Below are 25,931 nucleotides of genomic sequence, written 5' to 3'. Positions count from 1 at the left end.
GTAAACAACCGGTCGGTAGCCAGGGAACCGCATTCCGGCAAACATCCGGCGAAATTGCCAGGTCAGGAAGGTGAAACCGGGTGCGTCCAGCGGTGCGGCGCAGCACAGTCGCGACTCCGCCGGGACACGGCGGGGACTTCCGATACTCTGGGCTCCCGTGACCGTCGCATCGTCCCCGGGTACCTCCGTCCATTCCGCCTCACAGTTCGATCTGATCGTCGTCGGCTCCGGATTCTTCGGGCTGACGGTTGCCGAACGCGCCGCCACCGTGCTGGGTAAACGGGTTCTGGTGATCGAACGGCGCCACCACATCGGTGGCAACGCCTACTCCGAGCCGGATCCGGAAACCGGGATCGAGATCCACAAGTACGGCGCGCACCTTTTCCACACGTCGAACAAGCGGGTGTGGGACTACGTCACCCAGTTCACCGAGTTCACCGGTTACCAGCACCGTGTCTTCGCGATGCACAAGGGGCAGGCTTACCAGTTCCCGATGGGGCTGGGCCTGGTCTCCCAGTTCTTCGGCCGCTACTTCTCGCCGGAAGAGGCGCGGGCGCTGATCGCGGAGCAGGCCTCGGAGATCGAGACCAAGGACGCGCAGAATCTCGAGGAGAAGGCCATCTCGCTGATCGGCCGCCCGCTCTACGAGGCGTTCGTGCGCGACTACACGGCCAAGCAGTGGCAGACCGACCCGAAGGAGCTGCCTGCGGGCAACATCACCCGCCTGCCGGTGCGCTACACCTTCGACAACCGCTACTTCAACGACACCTACGAGGGCCTGCCCCGCGAGGGCTACACGAAGTGGCTGGAGAACATGGCCGCCTCCGACCTGATCGAGGTGCGCCTGAACACCGACTGGTTCGAGGTGCGCGAGCAGGTGCGCGCCGAGAACCCGGACGCCCCGGTCGTCTATACCGGCCCGCTGGACCGTTACTTCGACTATCGCGAAGGCGAACTGGGCTGGCGCACCATCGATTTCGAGACCGAGGTGCTGCCGGTCGGCGACTTCCAGGGCACCTCGGTGATGAACTACAACGACGCGGACGTGCCCTACACCCGCATCATCGAGCCGCGCCACTTCCACCCCGAGCGCGACTACCCCACCGACAAGACGGTCATCATGCGGGAGTACTCCCGGTTCGCCCAGACCGGCGACGAGCCGTACTACCCGATCAACACACCGGAAGACCGGGCGAAACTGCTGGCCTACCGTGAGCTGGCCAAGCAGGAGACCGCCGCGGCGAAGGTCGTCTTCGGCGGACGTCTCGGCACCTATCAGTACCTGGATATGCACATGGCGATCGGCAGTGCGCTGAGCATGTTCGACAACGTGCTGCGCCCGCATCTGGCGGACGGCGCGCCGCTGGTCGACCAGGAGGCGTAGGAGCGCGATGACCTCCCAATCCATTCTGGAAGACATGACCACCGAGACCCGCGCGAAGTCGCTGCTGCAGCGCATCATCCTGCCCCGGCCGGGTGAGCCGCTGGACGTGCGCACGCTCTACGTCGAGGAATCGGCGACCAACGCCAGGCGCGCGCACGCCACCACCCGTACCTCGCTGTCGATCGGCGCGGAGTCCGAGGTCTCCTTCTGCACCTACTTCAACGCGCTGCCCGCGAGCTACTGGCGGCGCTGGAGCATCCTGTCGTCGGTGGTGTTGCGGCTGGAACTGGCCGGGCACGGCCGGGTGGACGTGTACCGCTCCAAGGCCGACGGCTCGCGAATCCACGTGCAGGGCAAGGAATTCGCGGTCGCGTCCGGCGCCGACTCGGTGGTCGTCGAATTCGAGACCGATCTCGGCCCGTTCGAGGACGGCGGCTGGATCTGGTTCGACATCACCACCGACACGGCGGTCACGCTGCTGTCCGGCGGCTGGTACGCGCCGGTCGACGCGCCCGGCGATGGCAGCATCGCGGTCGGCATGCCCACCTTCAACCGGCCCACCGACGCGGTGAAGACCCTCGCCGCCCTCGGCTCTGACCCGCTGGTGCTGGAGAAGATCCAGGCCGTCATCATCCCCGACCAGGGCACGAAGAAGGTCGTCGACGAACCCGGCTTCGCCGAATCGGCGGCCGCGCTCGGGGATCGCCTGTCCATCCACGACCAGCCCAACCTCGGCGGGTCCGGCGGCTACAGCCGGGTGATGTACGAGGCGCTGAAGACCACCGACGCCGAATACATCGTCTACATGGACGACGACATCGAGATCGAGCCCGACTCGATCCTGCGCGCGCTGGCCTTCGCCCGCTTCGCGAAGTCGCCGGTGCTGGTCGGCGGCCAGATGCTCAATCTGCAGGAGCGCTCGCACCTGCACGTCATGGGCGAGGTGGTCGATCGCGGCATCTTCATGTGGACCGCGGCGCCGAACGTCGAGTACGACCACGACTTCTCGAAGTACCCGCTCAAGGACCGGGACAACTCCAAGCTGCTGCACCGGCGCATCGACGTCGACTTCAACGGTTGGTGGACCTGCGTCATCCCGCGGCGTGTCGCCGAGGAGCTCGGCCAGCCCCTTCCGCTGTTCCTGAAGTGGGACGACGCGGAGTACGGCTTGCGCGCCCGCGCGGCCGGGTACCCGACCGTCACCCTGCCCGGCGCGGCGGTGTGGCACATGGCCTGGAGCGACAAGGACGACGCCATCGACTGGCAGGCGTACTTCCACCTGCGCAATCGCCTGGTCGTCGCCTCGCTGCACCTGCCGGGCAACGGGCGCGGCATGGTCGTCAACACGATCAAGGCGACGCTGAAGCATCTGCTGTGCCTGGAGTACTCGACGGTCGCGATCCAGAACCTCGCCATCCGCGACTTCCTCGCAGGCCCGGAGCGGCTGTTCCAGCTGCTGCCCAGCGCGCTGGGCGCGGTGCACGAGCTGCGCAAGCAGTACCCGGACGCGGTGATCCTGCCCTCGTCCACCGAACTGCCGCTGGCCAGCCACATCGACGTCGGTGCGGTCGGCGAGCCGGCCAATCCGATCGCCAAGGTGGTCCGGCTGGCCAAGGGCGTGGTGCACAACTTCCGCCCCGCGCGCACCGAGCACCACGAGACCCCGCAGCTGAACGTGCCGACGCTGGACGCGCGCTGGTTCCTGCTCTCGCAGGTCGACGGCGTCACCGTCACCACGGCCGACGGCCGCGGCGTCGTCTACCGCAAGCGCGACCCGCGCCAGGCGCTCGGCCTGTTCAAGGAGGCCATGCGCCTGCGCAAGGAGCTGGCCGCCCGCTTCCCGGAGATGCAGCAGCGCTACCGCGCCGCCCACCCGCAGCTGACCAGCACCGCGGCCTGGGAGAAGGTCTTCGGCATCGACACGAAGGATGGGCAGCAGTGAGTCTCGGAGCGAGTGCCGCCGACGACGCGGCGGTGCAGCCGCCGCCACCCAGCGCCAACGGCCACGGCGGTCCGGTGTCCGCGCACCCGCCCGCGGCCGGGCAGACGCCGCCGGAGGTCGCGATCATCAACGCCGTGCAGGCCACCCTGGGCAGCAAACCCGCGGTGGTGTCCGCGGCGCGGGGCCTGTCGCACTTCGGCGAGCACGCGCTCGGCTGGGTCGGCATCGCCGCCGCGGGCTGGCTGGTGGACAAGCCGCGGCGCAGGCAGTGGGCCGGGGTCGCCGTCGGCGCCGTCGGCGCGCACGCGGCCTCGATCGTCATCAAGCGCGTCGTCCGCCGCCCGCGGCCGAACGACCCGTCGGTGCAGGTCAACGTGGGGACGCCCAGCAAACTCAGTTTCCCGTCCTCGCACGCGACCTCGACGACGGCAGCGGCCGTGTTGCTCGGCAGATTGACCGGGCTACCCTTGCCTGCGGTGCTCGTCCCCCCGATGCTGCTTTCGCGGGTGGTCCTCGGGGTGCACTACCCCACCGACGTGCTCGCCGGTTCCGCGCTCGGCGCCGCGTCCGCCGCCGCCCTGCTCGCCGCCGAAAAGAGACTCGACAGTGACCGCACAAGAAAGAGCCTTCGTTGACATGAGTGAAGAGCCGACCGGCGCCGACCTGGCCGAGGCGGTAGTCAAGGGCCCGCCCAAGACGCTGGCCGGCGGTCTGTTCAAGGCAGTCCGTCCGCGGCAGTGGGTCAAGAACGTCTTGGTGCTAGCCGCGCCGCTGGCCGCGGGCACGGCCACCGACGTCGATGTGCTCTCGCACGTCGGCATCGCCTTCGTGATGTTCTGCATGGCCGCCTCGGGCATCTACCTGGTGAACGACGCGCTCGACGTGGAGGCCGACCGGGCGCACCCGACCAAGCGTTTCCGGCCGATCGCAGCAGGCGTCGTCCCGGTGAACCTGGCCTACCTGCTGTCGGCGACGCTGCTGGCCGGGTCGATCGCGGGATCGTTCCTCGCGTCGTGGCAGCTCGCCGTGGTGATGGCGGTCTACATCGGCATCCAGCTGGCCTACTGCTTCGGGCTCAAACACCAGGCCGTGCTCGACATCTGCATCGTGTCCTCCGGCTTCCTGCTGCGCGCCGTGGCCGGCGGCGCGGCGGCCGACATCGAGCTGTCGCAGTGGTTCCTGCTCATCATGGCCTTCGGCTCGCTGTTCATGGCGGCGGGCAAGCGCTACGCGGAGCTGCAGATCGCGCTCGGCACCGGCGCCAAGATCCGCAAGTCGCTGGAGTACTACACGCCCACCTACCTGCGCTTCATCTGGACGCTGGCCGCGACGGCGGTGGTGGTGTTCTACGGGCTGTGGGCGTTCCAGCAGGACGGCATCAAGGACACCAACTGGTTCGCGATCTCGATGATCCCGTTTACCATCGCCATCCTGCGTTACGCGGTGGACGTCGATGGGGGCGAGGCCGGGGAGCCGGAAGAGATCGCGCTGGGGGACCGCGTCCTGCAGCTGCTCGCAATCGCCTGGATCGGAGCGGTAGGTGTCGCTGTCTATCTCACCTGACGAGATGCTGGTAGCGGAGCGGTCCCCGCGTCTGTCCAAAGCCACGTTCGTCGGTGGGATCACGCTCACCGTTGTTCTTTTCGCGGTCGGGGGCTGGCAGCGGCGGTGGATCGCCGACGACGGTCTCATCGTGTTGCGCACGGTGCGCAACCTGCTCGCGGGCAACGGCCCCGTCTTCAACCGAGGCGAGCGCGTCGAAACCAACACCAGCACCGCGTGGACCTATCTGGTCTGGTTCTTCAGCTGGCTGACCCAAGCGCGGCTCGAGTACGTGGTGCTCGGCGTCGCGCTCACGGTGTCGCTGGCCGCGGTCGTGTTCGCCATGCTCGGCTCGGCCCGGTTGTGGGGCGGGACCAGCACCGGGTTGTTGCTGCCCGCGGGCGTGCTGGTCTACATCGCGCTGCCCCCGGCCCGCGACTACGCCACCTCCGGCCTGGAGAGCGGCCTGGTGATCTGCTGGATCGGCCTGCTGTGGTGGCAGCTGATGCGCTGGAGTCAGGCCGCATCGGTGCGCCTGCCCGGCCTGCTCGGACTGGTCTTCCTCGCCGGGCTGGCCCCGCTGATCCGTCCCGAGATGACCCTGGTCGGCGCGCTCGCGCTGCTGATGATCTTCTGCGCACCCATGCCCGAGAGCAGGCTGCGGCCGCTCGTGCTGCGCGCGGTGATCGTCGCGGTGGCCGGACTGGTGCCGCTGGGCTACCAGATCTGGCGGATGGGCTACTACGGCCTGCCCTACCCGAACACCGCCGTCGCGAAGGACGCGGGCGGCGCCAAGTGGGGCCAGGGCTTCACCTACCTGTGGGATCTCGTCGGCCCCTACTTCCTGTGGGCGCCGCTGCTGGTGCTGCTGATCGCCGGCGTACTCGCCGCGCGCACGGGGGTGGCCACGACGGCCCGTGACGGAGAGGCGCGCGGCTGGTCGATCGGCCGGATTCAGGAGTGGCTGCGCTCACCCGGCGCGGTGGTCGCTTTGGTCTTGTTCAGCGGATTCATCCTGACTGTCTACGCGCTTCGGGTCGGCGGCGACTTCATGCACGGCCGGATGCTGCTGCCCCAGCTGTTCCTGTTCCTGCTCCCGGTCGCGGTCCTGCCGATCCGGGCTCCCGAGGGCGGTGTGCGCGCGGCCACCGCCGCCGATTGGTCCTTGGCGGCGCTCGCCGTGGCATTCGCCGGCGTCGCGGGCTGGGCGTTGTTCGCGGCCAACACCACCGCGATCAAGACCGGCACCAAGATCACCTCCACCGGCATCGTCGACGAGCGCGTGTACTACGTGCTCAACACCGGGCACGACCACCCGATCCTGGCCGAGGACTACTTGGATTACCCGCGCATCCGCGCGATGGTCGACGACATCACCAACACCCCGAACGGCGGGCTGCTGCTCAATTCGCCGTCGTTCATGTTCTGGTACGTCGCGCCGCCGCCCCAGCCGATTCCGGCCGGTGGCGCCGGGCACACGGTCTACTTCCTGAATCTCGGGATGACCAGCATGAACGTTCCGCTGGACGTGCCCGTGATCGATCCGATGGGACTGGCCTACCCGCTGGCAGCGCACACCGACCGGCTCACCGACGGTCGGATCGGGCACGACAAGAGCCTGTACCCGGACTGGGTCGTCGTCGACACCGGCATGGTGGACAAGAAGCCGTGGATGCCCTGGTACCTGGACGAGAAGTGGGTCACCCAGGCGCGGACGGCGATGTCGTGCCCCGACACCCAGGCGCTGCTGATCTCCTACCGCGATCCGCTCACCTTCGAGCGTTTCCGGCACAACCTGCGCAACGCGCTGCGATTCGCGAAGTACCGCATCGACCGGGTGCCGAAGTACGAGATCCAGCGGTGCGGACTGGAAGATCCTTTCCCGCAGCTGGTCGCGCAGCGCTGATCCCGTGAATCACACTGGGCCCACCTGGCACGGTGGGCCCAGTGGTCTCATTTTCCGAGGTAGATAAAGTGGCGTACGCCGCTTTATCTCTTTTTGGTAACGCCACCGTGTCGATACCGATATACGCTACGACCGTATGCCCGGCCTGGCGTCCACCGGTCGTGGGCATGGGCGGGTTACCGTGTGGACGGCTTGCCGCTGTCGCTGTGCAAACGAAAGGTTGAAACTGATGCGAGGCGTGATCGGGCGTCGTCTTAATTCTCGAAGAGCAGGTTCTTGGCTCAAGCGGTCCATGCTGGTATCGCTGGCCGTTCTGCTACCGCTCGGGGTGTCGGTGGCAGGCCCTGCCGCCCCGGCGTCCGCCGCGTTCAATCCGGATGGTTTCGACTTCTGGGTCGATTCCGAAATGGGGCCGATCAAGTCCCGCATCTTCCGCGCCGCCGACGGCAACACCGGCCGGGTGGTGTACGCGCTGGACGGCATGCGGGCGCGCACCGACCTGAGCGGCTGGGAGATCGACACCGAGGTCGCGCGCGAGCTGACCAAGTGGAACATCAACGTCGTCATGCCGGTCGGCGGGCAGTCCAGCTTCTACGCGGACTGGAACGGCCCGAGCGACTTCTTCGGCCTCGGCAGCGCGGGCTCGTCCTCCACCGGTTCGGCGAACTCCGGCTCCGGCCTGCTGACCGGTTCCGCGGGCGGGCCGGGCAAGACCAGCACCTACAAGTGGGAAACCTTCCTCACCAACAACCTTCGCTGGGCGCTGCGCGACCGCCTCGGGTTCAACCCGAACGGCAACGGCGTCTTCGGCCTTTCCATGGGCGGCAGCGCCGCGCTCACCTTGGCGGCCTACCACCCCGACCAGTTCCGTTACGCCGGTTCGTACTCCGGGTACCTGAACATCTCCGCGCCGGGCATGCGTGAGGCGTTGCGCGTGGCGATGCTCGACGCGGGCGGCTACAACATCGACGCGATGGCGCCGCCGTGGGGCCCGCAGTGGCTGCGGATGGATCCGTTCGTGTTCGCGCCGCGCCTGAAGGCGAACAACACCCGCCTGTGGGTCTCCGCCGGTAGCGGCCTGCCGAGCGGGGCGGACGGCATCAGCTTCAACACGCTCAACGCGATGGGCTTGGAGGCGCTGGCCCTGGCCAACACCCGCGCGTTCCAGGTCAGGATGCTCACCCTGGGCGCGAACAATGTCACCTACGACTTCCCCGCCGTGGGTGTGCACAACTGGAACTACTGGGCCGACGAGGTCTACCGCATGATCCCGGATCTGTCCGCGAACATCGGGTAGTAGTCCCGCCACAGCGAGAAAGGCCGCTTCGCGCCATCGGCGCGGAGCGGCCTTTCGCCGTTCAACCGGTCGTCCGCGGGGTACTTAGGCAACGAATATGAAGAGAAAACGGCTTCGGTAGTTGTGGTCTGGATCACCATCCAGCAACATGAAGGCATTCGTCTCCAATTGATACCCGAACAGCATGCGCCAAGGTCGATTCGTCCGTTTCTGCGGTGGGCGTCGCGCCTCGGTGCTCGATGTGGGCCCGGTGGAGATCGCTAGAAGTTTGCCAATGCCAGGCCGCCCGAGGGAAAGGTCGATGTGATGCGTAGTGCGCGCGGGAAGCGCGGGTCCCTGAGGTCCCGAACAGCGGGTTCGTGGTTGCGGCGGTCCGCCCTCGGCATCGCCGCGGCGATGCTGCTGCCGCTCGGGGCGACCATCGCGGGCACCGGCGCCACGGCATCCGCGGCGTTCGACCCCGCGGCCTTCGATTTCTGGGTCGATTCCGGCATGGGTCCGATCAAGTCCCGGATCCTGCGTGCCGCCGACGGCAACACCAACCGCGTCGTCTACGTGCTGGACGGCATGCGCGCGCCGGAGACGCTGAACGGCTGGGAGATCGAGACCAACATCCCGCAGGTGCTGGCGAGTCAGAACATCAACGTGGTCATGCCGGTCGGCGGCATGTCCAGCTTCTACGCCGACTGGATCGCGCCGAGCGAGTTCTTCGGCATCCCGGCGGGCTCCGGCTCCAGCACCGGCTCCGGCGGGCTGGACGGGTTCGCGGGCGGGCCCGGCAAGAGCTACCGGTACCAGTGGGAGACCTTCCTGACCAACAACCTGCGCTGGGCGCTGCGCGACCGGCTCGGCTTCAACCCCAACCGCAACGGCGCCTTCGGCCTGTCGATGGGCGGCAGCGCGGCGCTCACCCTGGCGGCCTACCACCCGGACCAGTTCAGCTTCGCGGGCTCGTTCTCCGGCTACCTGAACAACTCCGCGCCGGGCATGCGCGAGGCGATCCGCGCCGCCATGCTGGACGCGGGCGGCTACAACGTCGACGCGATGGCCCCGCCGTGGAGCCCGCAGTGGCTGCGGATGGACCCCTTCGTCTTCGCGCCCAACCTGATCCGCAACGGCACCCGCCTGTGGATCGCCGCGGCCAGCGGCCTGCCCGCGGCCAGCGACCCGCCGAGCTTCAACACCCTCACCGGCATGGGGCTGGAGGCCCTCGCGCTGGCCAACACCCGCGCGTTCCAGGTCCGGATGGCGACCCTGGGCGGCGGCAACGCCGTCTACTCGTTCCCGCCGTTCGGCATCCACGCCTGGAACAACTGGGCCGACGAGGCGATGCGAATGATCCCGGATATGTCGGCCAACATCGGCTGAGTTGTTTGGCGGCGCCTGCGGCGCCGCGTGTTCGCGGCCCCCTTTTGGCTCGCGTCAGAGCGGACGAGACTCGCGCCTGCGGCGCATGCGCTTCGTCCGCTCTGACGCGAGCCGGGCCGCGAACGGTGCTCGTAAGACTCGCACTCGAGGGGGTTCAGGGGGTGGGGATCTTGCGCTTTGTGGTTGCGCCCGGGGCTGGCGGGGGCATTTTGTTTGCCTTTTGTGAGGTTGTGTTGCTGGGCGGTAGTGGTTTTGCCTGCCGTCGAGGTTGGAGGAATGTAGGGGGCTCAGCTGCCGAGCGTGGGGGAGTGAGGGGTGGGCAGTTAGGGAGCCGTGGGGTGAGCTTCGGGGTTCTGGGCAGCCGCAGTCATGTTTGCTATGTGATAGCTGTTGCTTGGTTATGGCTGTTCGGAATTGTTTGCCCGCTAGCGTCTCGATGGCTATCACGGCAGATATCGCTCCCGATCACGGTGTGGTCACTGGCCGATCGGGCTCTCCTTCTGCCGGTAGCCCGTGTTGGCTGCCCGTCGGGGCGGGTGACAGGTGTCTGGATTGCGTAGATCTCGGATCGGTGACAGTTCCCGCCAGGAGCGCGAATATTCTTGCGATCCAACACGACATCACCGGGAGAACGCGATAAGGTCACCGCATCATTACCTTGCGCGAACGGACGGATTTCGGCCAGTGGAAAGACCCGGATCTTGCTAAAGCGAGAGGCGTCGAATATCGTCCAGCGAGCGCAAGTGTGACCAGATCGTTGTAGCGCCGTCATGGGGATCGGATTGTCGGGACCATGTCCGTGACGCGCGTCTCGTTGGCAACACGGGTGCCGCTTCGCCCCTCGGGCGGCGAGTGGCACCACAACAGCAGAAAGAGAGCAGGATTCATGCGTTTCGGCAGGGCCGCCGCGCCGAAGAGAACACCGTCGGGACGGCGAGGCGCACCTCGCGGTTGGCGTAATCGAATTCTGGCTGTCGGTGCCGCCGCGCTGGCGCTACCGATCGCCGCAGGTCTGGCAACCCCGACCGTCGCCGCGGCGGCGCCGTCGGCGCACGCGCCGGTGTTGCGGTCGCCCGCGGGCGGCTACGAGGACCTGATGGTCCCCTCCAGCATGGGCCCGATCAAGGTCCAGGTGCAGTGGGCATCGCGCGGCGGCAACGCGGCGCTGTACCTGCTCGACGGCCTGCGCGCCCGCGACGACCGCAACGCCTGGTCGTTCGAGACCAACGCGATGCAGCAGTTCGCCAACGACAACATCACCCTGGTGATGCCGGTCGGCGGTCAGTCCAGCTTCTACACCGACTGGTACGCGCCGTCGAACACCAACGGTCAGAAGACCACCTACAAGTGGGAGACCTTCCTCACCAAGGAACTGCCCGCCTTCCTCGAGGGCTACGGCGTCTCCCGCACCAACAACGCGGTCGTCGGCCTGTCCATGGGCGGCAGCGCGGCGCTGGCGCTCGCGGCCTACCACCGCGACCAGTTCAAGTTCGCCGCCTCCTACTCGGGCTACCTGAACATCTCCGCGCCGGGTATGCGCGAGGCGATCCGCATCGCGATGCTGGACGCGGGCCGCTTCAACGTCGACGCGATGGCCGCGCCGTGGAGCCCGCAGTGGCTGCGGATGGACCCGTTCGTCTTCGCGCCGCAGCTGCGCGGCCTGCCGATGTACATCTCGGCCGCAAGCGGCCTGCCGGGCCAGTTCGACCAGCCGAACTCGGCGGTCGGCGTGTTCAACACCGGCAACGCGATGGCGCTGGAAGCCCTCTCGCTGGTGAACACCCGCGCGTTCCAGGCCCGCCTGAACTCGCTGGGTATCCCCGCGCGGTTCGATTTCCCTGCCGCGGGCACGCACTCCTGGAAGTACTGGGAGGGCCAGCTGTTCGCCTCGCGCAACATGATCCTGGACGCCACCGGCTCCTGGTGATCTGATCCGCCTCTCGCATTCAGGCCGCACCGATTCGGTGCGGCCTGAATTGCGTTCGGGGGCAGTCTCGATCGCATCGCAGCGAACATAGTTTGCTGTACAGCGCGTGTCTCCCGTAAACGTCGCTATAACGGGAGTACAAAGCTCTTGTGGCAGGGATTACGCGCGGTAGCTGTGGCATACGCGGGCGTCTCGTCGCTCGTTCGGCACGCGAGCGGCTCATGCTGCTCGCCGCCGCGATGGTGGTCCCGCTAGCCGCGAGCGTGCCCGTCGACGCTCCCGCCGTCGCGGAGCCCACCGCTGCCGTGGCCGCGCCCGCCCTGGAGCGGGTCCAGTGGCTCAGCGACCGCCGCGTCGCGCTGTGGGTGACCTCGCCCGCGATGGGGGTGCCGATCCAGGTCCAGTTGTTGCTGGCGAGGGACTGGAACGCCCGTCCCGAGGCCAGGTTCCCCGTCCTGTTCCTGCTCGACGGTCTGCGTGCGACCGACGACGAGAACGGCTGGACGAAAGAGGCGGGGGCGGTCGATTTCTTCGCCGACAAGAACGTCACCGTGGTGCTGCCGGTGGGCGGACAGTCCAGTTTCTACGCCGATTGGCTCCAGCCGGACAACGGCCGCACCTACAAGTGGGAGACCTTCCTGACGAAAGAGCTTCCGCCGCTGCTGGAAAGCCATTGGCGCGCGACGCCGGTGCGCGGCGTGGAAGGTCTCTCCATGGGTGGCACGGCCGCGATGTTCCTCGCCGCCCGCAATCCGGGCTTCGTCCGGCACGCCGCGTCCTACTCCGGGTTCCTGACCACGACGACGCTGGGCATGCCGCAGGCCATCGAGTTCGCCATGCGCGACGCGGGCGGTTTCGACTCCGCCGCCATGTGGGGCCCGCAGACCGGGCCGGAATGGGAGGCGCACGACCCGTACGTGCTGGCCGACAAGTTGCGGGGCATCAGCATCTACGTCTCCAGCGGCAGCGGCGCGATCGGTCCCTACGACCGCGCTCTCGGCATTCCGGGCGTGAGCACCAACGTCGCGGGCATGGGCTTGGAGATCCTCTCCCGGCTCACCTCGCAGAACTTCGTGACCAAACTGTCCAAGCTGGCCATTCCGGCGCAGGTGAACTATCGCCCGTCCGGCACCCATTCCTGGCCGTATTGGGATTTCGAGATGCGCCAGTCCTGGAGTCAGGCCGCCTCCGCGCTCGGCGTCGACCCGGGCAAGCCCGCGTGTCAGCCGGGTGGCGCGATCGGTCCGGTGGCCGCCGCGGCGGGCTGGCTGGGTGAATGCGTCACCGAGGAGTACGCGGTGGCAGGAGGCACCGCCCAGGACTTCAAGGGCGGCCGGGTGTTCTTCACGCCGGACAGGGGCGCCTACCCGGTCGGCGGCGTCTTCGGGCCGGGATACCAGGCGGCGGGCGGGCCCGCCGGACCGCTCGGCCTGCCGACGGGCGAGGAACGCGCGCTGGAGGACGGCCGCGGCCGGTTCCAGCCCTTCCAGCACGGCTCGCTGTACTGGACACCGCAGACCGGCGCTCAAATGGTCCGCGGCGCGATCCTGGACGAGTGGGGCAAGCAGGGATTCGAGCGCGGCCCCGCCGGCTACCCGACAGCGCCGGAGGCGAAGACGCCGAGTCGCGACGGCGCCGTGCAAGCTTTCGAGAACGGTCCGTTCTACTACAGCCAGGCCACCGGCGTGCATCGCGTCCAAGGGCTGATCCTCGGCAAGTACGCCCAGCTGGGCTTCGAGAACAGCCCCCTCGGCTTCCCGGTCGCCGAGGAGCAGACGGTGAAGGACGCGGGCCGCTTCAGCCGTTTCGAAGGCGGCGCCATCTACTGGAGCCCGGTCTCCGGCGCATGGGCGGTCCGCAACGGCCCGATCCTGGACGCCTGGCGCGACGCCGGCTACGAGAACGGCAAACTCGGCTTCCCCACCGGCGACGAGTTCCCCATCTCCGACGGCGTGCAACAGAACTTCCAGGGCGGTTTCATCACACTGCGCGATGGCAAAACAGAAGTCCACGCCCTTTGAGCACGACCGATGCGCCGACTGCGAATGGTGAGGTGCCGCCGGTACCAAGACCTCGGCCCAACTCCCGGAGCCGAGCAGGCGGGACGGAATCTCGGCTCGGTCGATGCTGTAGTCGGGCCTCGGCGGTGTGGTCCTCAGCGCGCCACGATTCCCTCATGGTCTGCGCCCGCGCATCGAGACCGTGCGCCGCTGCGGACACCCGCACGTCGGCCGAGCCCCCGATTTCGGTGGTGGCGAGACTTGGCCTGCCGCCGATTGCGGCCCACTCGCGGCCGATCAATCGCTGCGCCGCGGCCTCACGCGCACGAGGCCCGAGCCAGAAGAACACCGACGCGACCAGCTCCCCTCAACCCCATCTCCCGGGCGAAGTGGGAACGAGCATCGACCACGAACAAACGGTGTCAGGCGCCGGAAATCCAACACTGCCCGGCGCGCATCGAGGTGGTGCGACGACGCCGATACCGACACGTCGGGCCCAGCCCTCGACTTCGAGCGAAGCGAGAACGCGCGCCGTTCGCGATGCGGGCGGCATCGCGCGCCCGAGGTCCGAGCCGGAACGTTGACGCGCCCAGCGCACCGCAACCACGTCTTTCGAGCGAAGCGAGACCGAGCATGCGCCGTTCGCGGCCCGGCTCGCGTCCGAGTGGCCGCCGCGTCCGCGACGAAGTCGCCAGCGGCGGTCGCTCGGGCGCGAGCCACAAGGGGGCCGCGAACACCGCCGCGCGAAGGCGAGGCAAATTCAACACCGCTAGCCTGGTGGGCGACCCGACCCCGCTCAGTGACAGATCGAGGACAAGAATTCATGCATCGGACCACGGGAAAGGTAGTCGGCGTGGTTGTGGCGATCGCCGCGACCGGCCTGCTCGCCGCGTGCGGCGACAATGATTCGACCGCCACGAGCACGCCATCGCCTACCCGCACCACGACGACGGCGGCGACCAGCTCGCCGGTCGCTTCGACACCCGCCGAGACCGGGCAGCCCGCTCCCGCGCCGGAGCAGCCGACGACGTCGGTGCCGCCCGAGCGTCCGCAGCCGGTGCCGACCGAGGCCGTCCCGCCCGCTGACACCTCGAAGCTCACCGACAAGGACAAGAAGTTCCTCGACGAGCTGGCCAAGCAGGGTGTCACCCCGTCGAGCCCGGACATCGCGCTGAGCATCGGCGCGTACGTCTGCCAGGGCACCGCCGCGGGCGCGTCCGACCAGGATCTGATGACCTTCGTCAACGCCATGGCAGGTTCCGATCCCTCCTTCGACCCGGCGAAGATGCCGGTGGAGAAGGCCGGGCAGATCTACATCTCCACCGCTCGCGCCACGTACTGCCAGTGAGTTCGCGCGTCCGTTCGACCTCCCGCCGGTCCAAGCCGGCGGGATGTCTGCTCGTGATCGGCGCCGTCCTGCTGATCGTCCTGGTGGTCCTGCTGCTGTGGTATCTGCTGGCGGGGCGTCTGCGCCCGCCCGGCCCGGGGCCGAAACCGCCGGAACGGCCGACCTCGCAGCCCGCGAGTTGCCCGGACGTGCAGATGATCTCGGTGCCCGGAACCTGGGAGTCCAACAGCGCCGACGATCCGCACAACCCGACCGCCAACCCGGTGTCGCTGATGCTCAACGTCTCCGGCCCGATCGCCCAGCGGTTCCCGAGCGAGCGGGTGGACGTCTACACCGTTCCGTACGTCGCGCAGTTCTCCAATCCGATCGCGATCCCGCCGGACGGCCAGCAGTCCTACAACAACAGCCGCTCCGAGGGCACCCAGCGGATGGTCGAAGCCATGGCCGCGCGTCATCAGGAGTGCCCGCTGACCACCTATGTGCTCGCGGGGTTCTCCCAGGGCGCGGTGATCGCGGGTGACGTGGCCGCGCAGATCGGCGCGGGCGCCGGTCCGGTGCCCGCCGATCTGGTGCTCGGCGTGACATTGATCGCCGACGGACGCCGCACGGGCGAGGACGGCCCCGGCCAGGCGATCCAGATCGGCACCCCGCCGGCGGGCGTCGGTGCCGAAGTCGCGCTGAAGGGGTTGAACGTGCCCGGCATCACGATGACCGGCCCCCGTCAAGGGGGCTTCGGCGCACTGGCCGACCGCACCTACACCATGTGCGCGCCCGGCGATCTGATCTGCGACGCGCCCCGCGAGGCATTGAGTCCGTTCAACATCCTGGGCAGTGTGAACACGCTGGTCCGGGCCGCGGGCAACCCGGTGCACACCCTCTACAACAGTTACGTCGTCGACGGTGACGGCACCACCGCGACGCAGTGGACGCTGAACTGGGCGGCGGGCCTCATCGAGGCAGCGCCGCATCCGGCCCATTCGTGAAAATTCACAGCCCGTGAGATACCCCGCACCCGATTGGCGTGACAAGCGCAACTCGAGTTGGGTAGCACGCTGTAAAGTGCGCTGGTGATCGCGACGCCGGGCACCACCGCAGCGCAGTCCGGAAGCGGGCGTCGCGCCCGTATTTTCCTTACAGCCAGGAGCATGAGTTCATGACAGAAGCCGCCGCACCGGCCACCACGGCGAGCCGTGACGCGGATGCTGCGTTGTCCGCGCTGGGCACTCCGTTGCGTCCGTTCCGCTTCGCGGCGGCCGGCGAAGGAAACAAGCAGGAGGGCGGTGCGCGTAAGTTCGTGCAGACCGCTCAGCAGGCCGAGGAATACGGCTTCGACACCTTCGTGGTGCCCGACCACCTCGGTGAGCAGATCGGGCCGATCGCCGCGCTCGGCGCGCTGACCCAGGCCACCGAGAAGATCCGGCTCGGCACGTCGGTGCTGGCGAATGGTTTCCGCCACCCGGTCGTGCTGGCCAAGGACCTGGCGACGATCGATGTGCTGTCCAAGGGCAGGCTCGAGGTCGGCGTCGGCGCCGGCTGGATCAAGGAGGAGTTCGAGAACGCGGGCATCCCCTACGAGTCGCCCGGTGTCCGGCTGGAGAAGCTGGACGAGTCGCTGACCATTCTGGACGTGCTGCTGCGCGGCCAGGAGTGCACCTTCGAGGGCAAGCACTACCAGGTCCGCGGCGTCAAGGGGACCCCACGGCCGCGCCAGGGTCCGCGCCCGCCGATCTGCACCGGCGGCGGCGGTCCGAAGATGCTGCGGCTGGCCGCCAAGCACGCCGACATCATCTCCGTCGTTCCCGTGACCACCAAGAACGGCAAGGGCCTTCTCTCCGGCATCACCATCGAGAAGGCCGTGGAAAAGGTGAATCTGATCAAGGAGGCCGCCGGTGACCGGTTCGCCGACATCGAGCTGAACTGGGCCATCACCGCCATCGTGATCACCGACGATCGCGAGAAGACCGCGGAGATGGCGCTGTCGGCGTTGGACCGGGGACTGCACCCGAACCTGGAGGTCGACGTTCAGCTGTCCGTCGAGGACATCCTGAACTCGCCCTACGTGGCGATCGGCACATTCGAGGAGATCGCCGAGCAGATCCGCCGTGTGCGGCAGCTCACCTCGATGTCCTATGTCGGTGTATTCCCCACCCAGATGGACGCGTTCGCCCCCGTTATTCCCCTGCTGCGGGACGAGTGAGCCGGTCTTCTCTGTAACATGACTCTGGTTTGAGTACATCTAGCCGATAAGCGGTCACCGCGCAGACCGCACAAAATCTGCAGGCTGGCTCTGCACTTGGAGCACCCGCGGGCGAAAGCGAGTCGGGGCCTCACAGGTAAAAGCGGCGTTCTCGCCGTCTTGCTGCGTGTGCCTCGGAGGAGAAGAAGGAATGGAAGAGACTTTCGACGACTACCTGGACGAAACCGGGAACATCCGTATTCCCGAGGATCACACCCTGGTTGATCACGTCGAGAAGCACACCCGGAACGACGCGAACACCCTGGCGTATCGCTACATCGACTACTCGCGCGAGCGCGACGGCGAGGCGCAGGAGTTGACGTGGCGTGAGTTCGGCATTCGGCTGCGCGCGGTGGCCGCTCGACTGCAGCAGGTGACCAACCCGGGCGACCGGGTCGCGATCCTCGCACCGCAGGGCTTGGACTACGTGATCTCCTTCTTCGCCGCGATCTACGCGGGCACCATCTCGGTGCCGCTGTTCGACCCGGACGAGCCAGGCCACACCGATCGCCTGCACGCGGTGCTCGGCGACTGTGAGCCCTCGGCCATCCTGACCGCGAGCTCCTCCGCGGCCGGGGTCCGGCAGTTCTTCCGCTCGCTGCCCGCCGCCCAGCGTCCGCGCATCATCGCGGTGGACGCGATTCCCGACAGCGTCGGCGAGAGTTGGGTGCGCCCGGACATCGCGATCGACGACATCGCCTACCTGCAGTACACCTCGGGTTCCACCCGGGTGCCCGCGGGCGTGGAGATCACCCACCGCGCGGTGGGCACGAACCTGCTGCAGATGGTCGACGCGATCAACCTGGACTGGAACTCGCGCGGCGTCACCTGGCTGCCGCTGTTCCACGACATGGGCCTGCTGACGGTGATCCTGCCCGCGGTGGGCGGCAAGTACATCACCATCATGTCGCCGAGCGCGTTCGTGCGCCGCCCCTACCGGTGGATCAAGGAGCTGGCCGCGGTTTCCGACGGCGCCGGAACCTTCGCCGCCGCACCGAACTTCGCGTTCGAGCACGCCGCGGCGCGCGGACTGCCGAAGAACGGCGAGTCGCTGGACCTGTCGAACGTCATCGGCCTGATCAACGGCAGCGAGCCGGTGACGACCTCGTCGATGAAGAAGTTCAACGAGGCGTTCGCTCCGTACGGCCTGCCCAAGACCGCCATCAAGCCGTGCTACGGCATGGCCGAGGCCACGCTGTTCGTCTCCGCCACCAAGGCCGAGGACGAGGCCAAGGTCACCTACGTCGACCGCAAGGAACTCAACGCGGGGCGCATGGTGAAGGTCGACCCGAGCCACGAGGACGCGATCGCGCAGGTGTCCTGCGGTTACGTCGCGCTCTCGCAGTGGGCGACGATCATCGATCCGGAGTCGGTGGAGTCCGGCGGCGGCCGTGAGGTGCCGGACGGGCACGTCGGCGAGATCTGGCTGCACGGCAACAACATGGGCATCGGCTACTGGGGTCGTCCCGACGAGACCGCGGCGACGTTCCACAACAAGGTCACCGAGCGCCTGCCGGAGGGCAGCCACGCCGAGGGCACCGAGCCGGACGCGAACTGGATGCGCACCGGCGACTACGGCGTGTACTTCGAGGGCGAGCTCTACATCACCGGACGCGTGAAGGATCTGGTGATCGTGGACGGACGCAACCACTACCCGCAGGACCTGGAGTTCTCCGCGCAGGAAGCCAGCAGCGCGCTGCGTCCCGGCTTCGTGGCGGCGTTCTCGGTGCCCGCCAACCAGCTCCCGGCCGAGGTGTTCGAGCAGGGCAGCCACTCCGGTCTGCAGTTCGACGCCGACGACGCGTCCGAGCAGCTGGTCATCGTGGGTGAGCGCGGTCCCGGTGCGGGCAAGGCCGATCCGCTGCCGATCGCCGACGCGGTGCGCGCGGCGATCTCCCAGCGCCACGGCGTGACCGTTCGTGACGTGCTGTTGGTGCCCGCGGGGTCGATCCCGCGCACATCCAGCGGCAAGATCGCCCGTCGCGCCTGCCGGGCGGCCTATCTGGAGGGAACGCTGCGGGGTGGTTACACCCAGCAGGCTTTCCCCGATGCACCGGAAGAGTAATTGCCAGGGGCGGCCTCGGACCGACCATCGACGCTCGGCGCCGAGCTTCCCACGCGCCGAGCGTCAATTCACGGTACGCCCGGTACGCAGACAGGTAGCTTGAGGAATTGATGGCTGACAACGAGGGCACGCCCACCCAGACGACCGACACCCCGGCCGTGGAGCAAGTCGCCGACGCGTCGGCCACGGCCGAGGCAACGAACGGCGGCGCGCAGACCGACATGTCGGTCGCCGAGCTGCGTGAATGGCTGCGGCGCTGGGTCGCCGAAGCGACCGGGCAACCGATCGAGCAGATCACCGTGGACCGGCCGATGGAGGAGTTCGGGCTCGCCTCGCGGGACGCCATCGCCCTCGGCGGGGACATCGAGGAACTGACCGGCGTGCTGCTGAACGCGACGATCGTGTACCAGCATCCGACCATCGCCGCGCTGGCCGAGCGGATCATCAACGGCGAGCCGGAGGCGCCGGAGGAAACCGAGGACGACTCGTTCTACACCGCGGGTTACCGCCCCGGCGAGGCGCACGACATCGCGATCGTCGGTTTGTCGACGCGGTTGCCCGGCGCGGGCGACACCCCCGAGTCGACGTGGGACTTCCTTATCGGCCGCGGTGACGCGATCCGGGAGCTGCCCGAGGGCAGGTGGGAGGAGTTCACGGGCGACCCGATGGCGGCCGAGGCGATCGCCAAGGGCAACACCCTCGGTGGTTATCTCGACCAGGACGTCGTCAAGGGCTTCGACGCGGAGTTCTTCGCGATGTCGCCCCTCGAGGTGGAGCGCGTCGATCCGCAGCAGCGCCTGATGATGGAGCTGACCTGGGAGGCGTTAGAGCACGCCAGGATTCCGGCCAGCCAGCTCAAAGGCGAGTCGGTCGGCGTCTTCATCGGCACCTCGACCAGCGACTTCATGCTGATCGCCGCGCTCGGTCTCGGCACGGACGACCCGTCCGCGCCCGCTTCGGCCGCCGCGTACGGTTTGACCGGCAGCTCGTCGTCGATCATCCCGAACCGCATCTCCTACTTCTACGATTTCCGCGGCCCCTCCGTCGCGATCGATACCGCGTGCTCGTCCACGCTGGTCGCCGTGCACCAGGCGGTGCGCGCGCTGCGCAGCGGTGACGCCGATCTGGCGCTGGCAGGCGGCGTGAACATGCTGCTGGCGCCGATGGCCACGCTCGGCTTCGACTCCGTCGGCGCGGTCGCGAAGGATGGCCGGATCAAGGCGTTCTCCTCGGATGCCGACGGCATGGTCCGCTCCGAGGGCGCGGGCCTGGTGGTGCTCAAGCGGCTCGCCGACGCCGAGCGCGACGGCGATCGCATCCTGGGTGTGGTCAAGGGCTCGGCGGTCAACTCTGATGGCCGCTCCAACGGCATCGTCGCCCCGAATCCCGACGCTCAGGCCGATGTGTTGCGTCGCGCCTACCGCGACGCGGGCCTACCGCCGTCCACCGTCGACTACATCGAGGCGCACGGCACCGGCACTGCGCTCGGCGACCCGATCGAGGCGGACGCGCTCGGCCGGGTGGTCGGCCGGGGGCGGGAGGCCGACAAGCCGGTGCTGCTCGGTTCGGCCAAGACCAATTTCGGCCACCTGGAGTCGGGCGCCGGTGCGGCGAGCCTGGCCAAGGTGATCATGTCGTTGCAGCACAACGTCATCCCGCCGAATATCAACTACGCCGGTCCGAGCCCGTACATACCGTTCGATCAGGCGAACCTGAAGGTCGTCGACGAGCCGACCGAGTTCCCCCGCTACAGCGGCAAGGCGACCATCGGCATCTCCGGCTTCGGATTCGGCGGCACCAACGCGCACATCGTCGTCCAGGAGTACGTGGCGGCCGAGAGCCAGGCCCCGTTCTCCGAGCTGGAGTCCCAGCTGGACGAGGACACCGTGGAGGAGACCACCGACGCGGCGGCGGAATCCGAAGCCGGTGACGTCGTGGCCGAGGTGGCGGAAGCCGTCGCGGAGTGGACCGCCGAGCGCACCGACCCGTTGCCGCAGATCCTGCCCGTGTCGGGCTATCTGCCGTCGCGCCGCCGCCGCGCCGCCGCCGAACTGGCCGACTGGCTGGAGTCCGAGGCGGGCGCGCAGACGCCGCTCGCCGATGTGGCGCGGTCGCTGGCCAAGCGCAGCCACTGGCGTTCGCGCGGCGTGGTGCTGGCCAAGACGCACGAAGAGGCGATCGCCGGACTGCGCGCCATCGCGGCGGGCAAGCCGGGGCCCGGCGTCTTCACCGCCGACGCGCCCGCGGCCATGGGTCCGATGTGGGTGCTGGCCGGTTTCGGCGCGCAGCACCGCAAGATGGGCAAGCAGCTGTACCTGGAGAACTCGATCTTCGCCAAGGCCGTCGACGAGGTCGACGAGCTGGTGCAGGACGAGGCCGGGTACTCGGTGCGCGAGCTGTTCCTCGACGACAGCCAGGACTACAACGTCGGCACCTCGCAGGTCGGCATCTTCACCATCCAGGTCGGCCTGGCCGCGCTGCTGCGCGCGCACGGCGCGGAACCCGAAGCGGTGGTCGGCCATTCCATGGGCGAGGTCGCGGGCGCGTACATCGCCGGTGGGCTCTCGCTGGAGGACGCGGTGCGCGTGATCTGCGCCCGTTCCCGCCTCATGGGCGAGGGCGAGCAGATGATCAGCGACGACGACGTGCGCAACATGGCGCTGGTCGAGTACAGCGCCGAGGATGTGGCGAACCTGCTGCCGGAGTACCCGGACGTCGAGGTCGCGGTGTACGCGGCGCCGACCAACACGGTGATCGGCGGTCCGCAGGACCAGGTCGCGGCGATCGTCGCGCGGGTGGAGGCGGCGGGCAAGTTCGCCCGGGTGCTGCAGACCCGCGGCGCGGGCCACACCTCGCAGATGGATCCGCTGCTCGGCGAGCTGGCCGCGGAGCTGGCCGGTATCGAGCCGACCAAGCTGAAGACCGGCCTGTACTCGACGGTGCACAAGGAAGAGTTCTTCCGCGCCGGTCACGACCCGATCCACGACGAGGACTACTGGGTCAAGAACATGCGCCACAGCGTGTACTTCACCAACGCGGTGAAGCTCGCGGTGGACGCAGGGCACACCACATTCCTGGAGCTGGCGCCGAATTCCGTCGCGCTGATGCAGGTGCTCGGCACCACCTTCGCCGCGGGCGTGCACGACGCGCAGCTCATCCCCACGCTCAAGCGCAAGGAGGACGAGTCCGCGGGTGTGATCGCCGCGCTCGCCCAGCTCTACGTGCACGGGCACAAGGTGGATCTGTTCTCGCTGGTCGGTCCCGGCGAGTACGCCGACGTTCCGCGCACCACGTTCGTGCGCAAGGAGTACTGGCCGAAGGTCCAGCTGTCCTCGGGCGGCAACGGCCGGCTTCCGGGTGCGCACGTCGCGCTGCCGGACGGCAGGCACGTCTGGGAAGTGCAGGCGTCCGCGGTGACCGATCTCGCCGGACTCGTGCGTGCCGCGGCGGCACAGGTGCTCAGCGACGTGTCGCTGGGCGCGTCGATCCCGCACGCGCCGATCCCGGCCGCAGGCACGCTCACCACCACGCTCACCCCGCATCCCGGTGGCGCCTCGGTGCAGGTGCACGCCAAGGAGGGCGGCGCCTTCCGCTTGGTGTTCGACGCCGTGGTGACCTCCGGCGCCGCGCTGCCGGAACCCGTTGTGGCCGAGGCGGCGGTCGCCGCGCAGCCGCAGAGCGACGCCGACCTCGAGGTGGTCGAGACCTTCGGCGACCGGTGGGATCCGAACGGCACGCAGAGCGTCGAGGAACGGCTCGCCCTGATCGTCGCGGAGTCCATGGGTTACGCGGTCGAGGATCTTCCGATGGAGATCCCGCTGATGGAACTCGGCTTGGACTCGCTGATGGCGATGCGCATCAAGAACCGCGTCGAGTACGAGTTCGACATCCCGCAGCTGCAGGTGCAGGCCGTGCGGGACGCGAGCCTGCACGAGGTCGGCAAGGTGCTGCGGTACGCGATCGAGCACCGCGACGAGGTGCAGGCGATGGCCGATCAGCAGGCCGCCGACAAGGCCGCAGGCGGTACGGGCGAGCTGGCCGTCGACGCCGATTTCATCGCCACGGCCCGTGCTGCGCTGGCCACCGGCGCCGACCCGGTCGCGGCGGTGACAGGCGCTGCGCCCACGTCGTCGGAAACCACTGCTTCCGAGTCCGATTCGGTTCCCGCGAGCGCGGAGGACGCCGCCGGAGGCGACGCGACTCCCACCCCGCAACCGGTTGCCGAGGTCGCGGCGGTCTTCGGCGGCGGCGCCAAGCCGTCGTCCGCCGACGAGGACGATGTCCCGCCGCGCGACGCCGCCGAGCGCCTGACCTTCGCCACCTGGGCGGTGGTCACCGGCAAATCGGCCGGAGGCATCTTCAACACGCTGCCGATCCTCGACGAGGACACCGCGGAGAAGCTGGCCGCGCGCCTCACCGAGCGGGTCAAGGCCGAGGTCACCGTGGACGACGTGCTCGACTGCGAGACCATCGAGCAGTTGGCCGACATCGTCCGCAACTTGCAGGACAGCGGCGCGGACGTGGACGGTTTCGTTCGTCCGCTGCGAGCGCGCGCGGAGGGCTCGAATGCCGTGCCGGTGTTCGTGTTCCATCCGTCCGGCGGGAACACGCTCGTATACGAACCTCTGCTGAAGCGGCTGCCCGCCGATACGCCGATGTACGGCATGGAACGGGTCGAAGGCTCCATCGAGGAACGAGCCCGCCAGTACCTGCCCGAGCTGCGCAAGATCCAGGGCGATGGTCCGTTCGTGTTGTACGGCTGGTCGCTGGGTGCGGTGCTGGCCATGCAGACCGCGCAATTGCTCCGCGCCGAGGGTGCGGACGTGCGTGTGGTCGGACTGATCGACCTCGCCATTCCGACGCAGGGCGAGGACAACAGCCCCGAGGAGCGGGTGCGCCGGATCGAGCGCTACCAGGCCTTCGCCAAGAAGACCTACGGCGTCGACGGTGAACTGGACCGCGAACAGCTGGAGACGCTGGCCGCGGCCTCCGACGAAGAGCAGTTCAAGATGATCAGCGACCTGATCAAGATCAGCGGCACGAAGATCCCCGGGGGCGTGCTCGAACATCAGCGCACCTCGTGGATCGAGAGCCGTGAGCTCGCCAAAACCCAACCGTCCCAGTACGACGGCAATGTGGTGCTGTACCTCGCCGATCGCTATCACGACGGGATGATCGAGCTGGAGCCGCGCTTCGCCGACCGGCTGCCCAATGGCGGCTGGAACGAATACATCCCGAATCTGGAGGTCGTCCACATCGCAGGCGACCACCTGCAGATCATCGACGAACCGCGGATCGGCAAGATCGGAGCCGACCTGACCGCGAAGCTCGCCGCGATCGAGGCGAAAGGGGCCAAGTGAGCACGACTGCCGAAAAACTCGCCGACCTGCGCAAGCGCCTGGAACTAGCGCAGGAGCCCGCGGGTGAAGCGGGGGTGGCCAAGCGGGCGAAGAAGGGCATCCCCAGCGCCCGCGACCGGATCAACATGCTGCTCGATCCGGGAACCTTCGTGGAAATCGGAGCGCTGGTCCGCAAACCGGGCGATTCCGCCGCGCTCTACGGCGACGGCGTGGTCACCGGGCACGGCCTGGTCGAAGGCAGGCCCGTGGCGGTGTTCTCGCACGACCAGACCGTCTACGGCGGCTCGGTCGGCGAGATGTTCGGCCGCAAGGTCGCCGGGATCCTGGAGTACGCCGCCAAGGTGGGCTGCCCGGTGGTCGGCATCAACGACTCCGGCGGCGCGCGCGTGCAGGAGGCGGTGACCTCGCTGGCCTGGTACGCCGAGCTGGGGCGGCGGCAGGAGCCGCTGTCCGGCCTGGTCCCGCAGATCTCGATGATCCTCGGCAAATGCGCCGGTGGCGCCGTCTACGCCCCGATCAACACCGACGTGGTGGTGGCGACCGAAGAGGCGTACATGTTCGTCACAGGGCCGAAGGTGATCCGGGAGGTCACCGGCGAGGACGTGAGCCTCGAAGAGCTCGGCGGCGCGCGCAGCCAGGCGGAATACGGCAACATCCACCACGTGGCCAAGGACGAGGCGGCCGCGTTCGAGTGGGTGCGCGACTACCTGAGCTACCTGCCGACCAGCTGCCAGGAACTGGCGCCGATCGTGAATCCCGGCTTGGAGCCGGAGATCACCGACACCGACCTGGAACTGAACTCGATCGTCCCGGACTCCGACAACGCCGGGTACGACATGCACGAGATCCTGCTGCGCATCTTCGACGACGGCGCCTTCCACGAGGTCGGCGCTTCGGCGGGACGCAACGTCATCACCGGCTTCGCCCGCGTCGACGGCCGCAGCGTCGGCGTGGTGGCCAACCAGCCGATGGTGTACGCGGGCGCGCTGGACGCCCGCGCCTCGGACAAGGCCGCGCATTTCGTGCGCCTGTGCGACGCGTTCGAGATCCCGCTGGTCTTCGTCGTGGACACGCCGGGGTTCCTGCCCGGTGTGGAACAGGAGAAGATCGGCGTCATCAAGCGCGGCGGACGGTTCCTGTTCTCCTACGTGGAGGCGTCGGTGCCGAAGGTCACCGTGGTGATCCGCAAGTCCTACGGCGGCGGTTACGCCGTGATGGGTTCCAAGCAGCTGGGCGCCGACGTGAATCTGGCCTGGCCGACGGCGCGGATCGCGGTCATGGGCGCCGAGAGCGCGGTCAGCCTGATCGGAGCCAAGCAGATCGACGCCGCGCCCGAGGACCAGCGCGCGGCGATTCGCCAGCAGATGATCGACTTCTACAACGCCACCGTCGCGACGCCGTGGGTGGCCGCCGAGCGCGGATACATCGACGCGGTCATCGAGCCCGCGGCGACCAGGCTGGAGATCCGTCGTGCGCTACACCTGTTGCGGGACAAAGCTCTTGCCCGCAACCCGCGCAAGCATCACTTGCTGCCGCTGTAGCGACCGGAACACGAT

General features: G+C 68.3%; 15 protein-coding genes. All 15 read left to right on the top strand.

Going from position 1 to position 25,931, the window contains the following annotated elements:
- Positions 1 to 157 precede the first annotated feature (157 nt).
- The 15 genes from glf to ACH49X_RS08505 all read left to right on the top strand — a co-directional run bounded on the left by glf (position 158) and on the right by ACH49X_RS08505 (position 25,916).
- Positions 158 to 1,384: a UDP-galactopyranose mutase gene (gene glf, locus ACH49X_RS08575; protein ID WP_195079689.1), complete on the top strand. Its 1,227-nt coding sequence runs from the start codon at positions 158 to 160 to the stop codon at positions 1,382 to 1,384.
- A 7-nt stretch (positions 1,385 to 1,391) separates the two neighbouring features.
- Positions 1,392 to 3,326, top strand: a complete 1,935-nt coding sequence (locus ACH49X_RS08570) for a glycosyltransferase (protein ID WP_357107082.1) — start codon at positions 1,392 to 1,394, stop codon at positions 3,324 to 3,326.
- A gap of 74 nt (positions 3,327 to 3,400) precedes the next feature.
- The gene (locus tag ACH49X_RS08565) at positions 3,401 to 3,961 is read left to right on the top strand and encodes a phosphatase PAP2 family protein (RefSeq protein WP_195079886.1); all 561 of its coding nucleotides are present in this window, start codon (positions 3,401 to 3,403) and stop codon (positions 3,959 to 3,961) included.
- 1 nt (position 3,962) lies between these two features.
- Complete coding sequence (locus tag ACH49X_RS08560; RefSeq protein ID WP_195079691.1) at positions 3,963 to 4,889, top strand: decaprenyl-phosphate phosphoribosyltransferase; 927 nt, start codon at positions 3,963 to 3,965, stop codon at positions 4,887 to 4,889.
- Between the two features lie 4 nt (positions 4,890 to 4,893).
- Positions 4,894 to 6,774, top strand: a complete 1,881-nt coding sequence (gene zomB, locus ACH49X_RS08555; protein WP_323124362.1) for a flagellar motor control protein ZomB — start codon at positions 4,894 to 4,896, stop codon at positions 6,772 to 6,774.
- 229 nt (positions 6,775 to 7,003) lie between these two features.
- Positions 7,004 to 8,071 carry an alpha/beta hydrolase family protein gene (locus ACH49X_RS08550; protein WP_244891850.1) on the top strand — a complete coding sequence of 356 codons (1,068 nt, stop codon included), beginning with the start codon at positions 7,004 to 7,006 and terminating at the stop codon, positions 8,069 to 8,071.
- A 306-nt stretch (positions 8,072 to 8,377) separates the two neighbouring features.
- Positions 8,378 to 9,439: an alpha/beta hydrolase family protein gene (locus tag ACH49X_RS08545; RefSeq protein WP_195079692.1), complete on the top strand. Its 1,062-nt coding sequence runs from the start codon at positions 8,378 to 8,380 to the stop codon at positions 9,437 to 9,439.
- An 886-nt stretch (positions 9,440 to 10,325) separates the two neighbouring features.
- Positions 10,326 to 11,366 carry an alpha/beta hydrolase family protein gene (locus ACH49X_RS08540; RefSeq protein WP_357107086.1) on the top strand — a complete coding sequence of 347 codons (1,041 nt, stop codon included), beginning with the start codon at positions 10,326 to 10,328 and terminating at the stop codon, positions 11,364 to 11,366.
- A 221-nt stretch (positions 11,367 to 11,587) separates the two neighbouring features.
- Positions 11,588 to 13,387 (top strand): alpha/beta hydrolase-fold protein, encoded by a 1,800-nt coding sequence (locus tag ACH49X_RS08535; protein WP_195079693.1) that lies wholly within the window; start codon positions 11,588 to 11,590, stop codon positions 13,385 to 13,387.
- Positions 13,388 to 14,219: 832 nt separating this feature from the next.
- Positions 14,220 to 14,714 carry a DUF732 domain-containing protein gene (locus ACH49X_RS08530; protein WP_323124451.1) on the top strand — a complete coding sequence of 165 codons (495 nt, stop codon included), beginning with the start codon at positions 14,220 to 14,222 and terminating at the stop codon, positions 14,712 to 14,714.
- A complete protein-coding gene (locus ACH49X_RS08525) occupies positions 14,705 to 15,697 on the top strand; it encodes a cutinase family protein (protein ID WP_397069718.1) in 993 nt (330 codons plus the stop codon). The genes ACH49X_RS08530 and ACH49X_RS08525 overlap by 10 nt, the downstream gene beginning before the upstream one ends.
- Positions 15,698 to 15,867: 170 nt before the next feature.
- Positions 15,868 to 16,911, top strand: coding sequence for an LLM class F420-dependent oxidoreductase (locus tag ACH49X_RS08520; RefSeq protein WP_084486091.1), 1,044 nt, complete (start codon positions 15,868 to 15,870; stop codon positions 16,909 to 16,911).
- Between the two features lie 190 nt (positions 16,912 to 17,101).
- Positions 17,102 to 19,015 (top strand): long-chain-fatty-acid--AMP ligase FadD32, encoded by a 1,914-nt coding sequence (gene fadD32, locus ACH49X_RS08515; RefSeq protein ID WP_195079695.1) that lies wholly within the window; start codon positions 17,102 to 17,104, stop codon positions 19,013 to 19,015.
- Between the two features lie 110 nt (positions 19,016 to 19,125).
- Positions 19,126 to 24,375 carry a polyketide synthase Pks13 gene (gene pks13, locus ACH49X_RS08510; protein WP_357207085.1) on the top strand — a complete coding sequence of 1,750 codons (5,250 nt, stop codon included), beginning with the start codon at positions 19,126 to 19,128 and terminating at the stop codon, positions 24,373 to 24,375.
- On the top strand, positions 24,372 to 25,916 hold the full coding sequence (locus ACH49X_RS08505; RefSeq protein WP_195079697.1) for an acyl-CoA carboxylase subunit beta: 1,545 nt from the start codon (positions 24,372 to 24,374) through the stop codon (positions 25,914 to 25,916). Before pks13 ends, ACH49X_RS08505 begins: the two co-directional genes overlap by 4 nt.
- The last annotated feature ends 15 nt before the right edge of the window (positions 25,917 to 25,931 follow it).

Source organism: Nocardia sp. NPDC019323 (genome assembly GCF_044389845.1).
Classification (GTDB): Bacteria; Actinomycetota; Actinomycetes; order Mycobacteriales; family Mycobacteriaceae; genus Nocardia; species Nocardia implantans.
The sequence above is the reverse complement of the archived record's forward strand: the minus strand, read 5'-3'. Positions and strand labels throughout refer to the sequence as shown.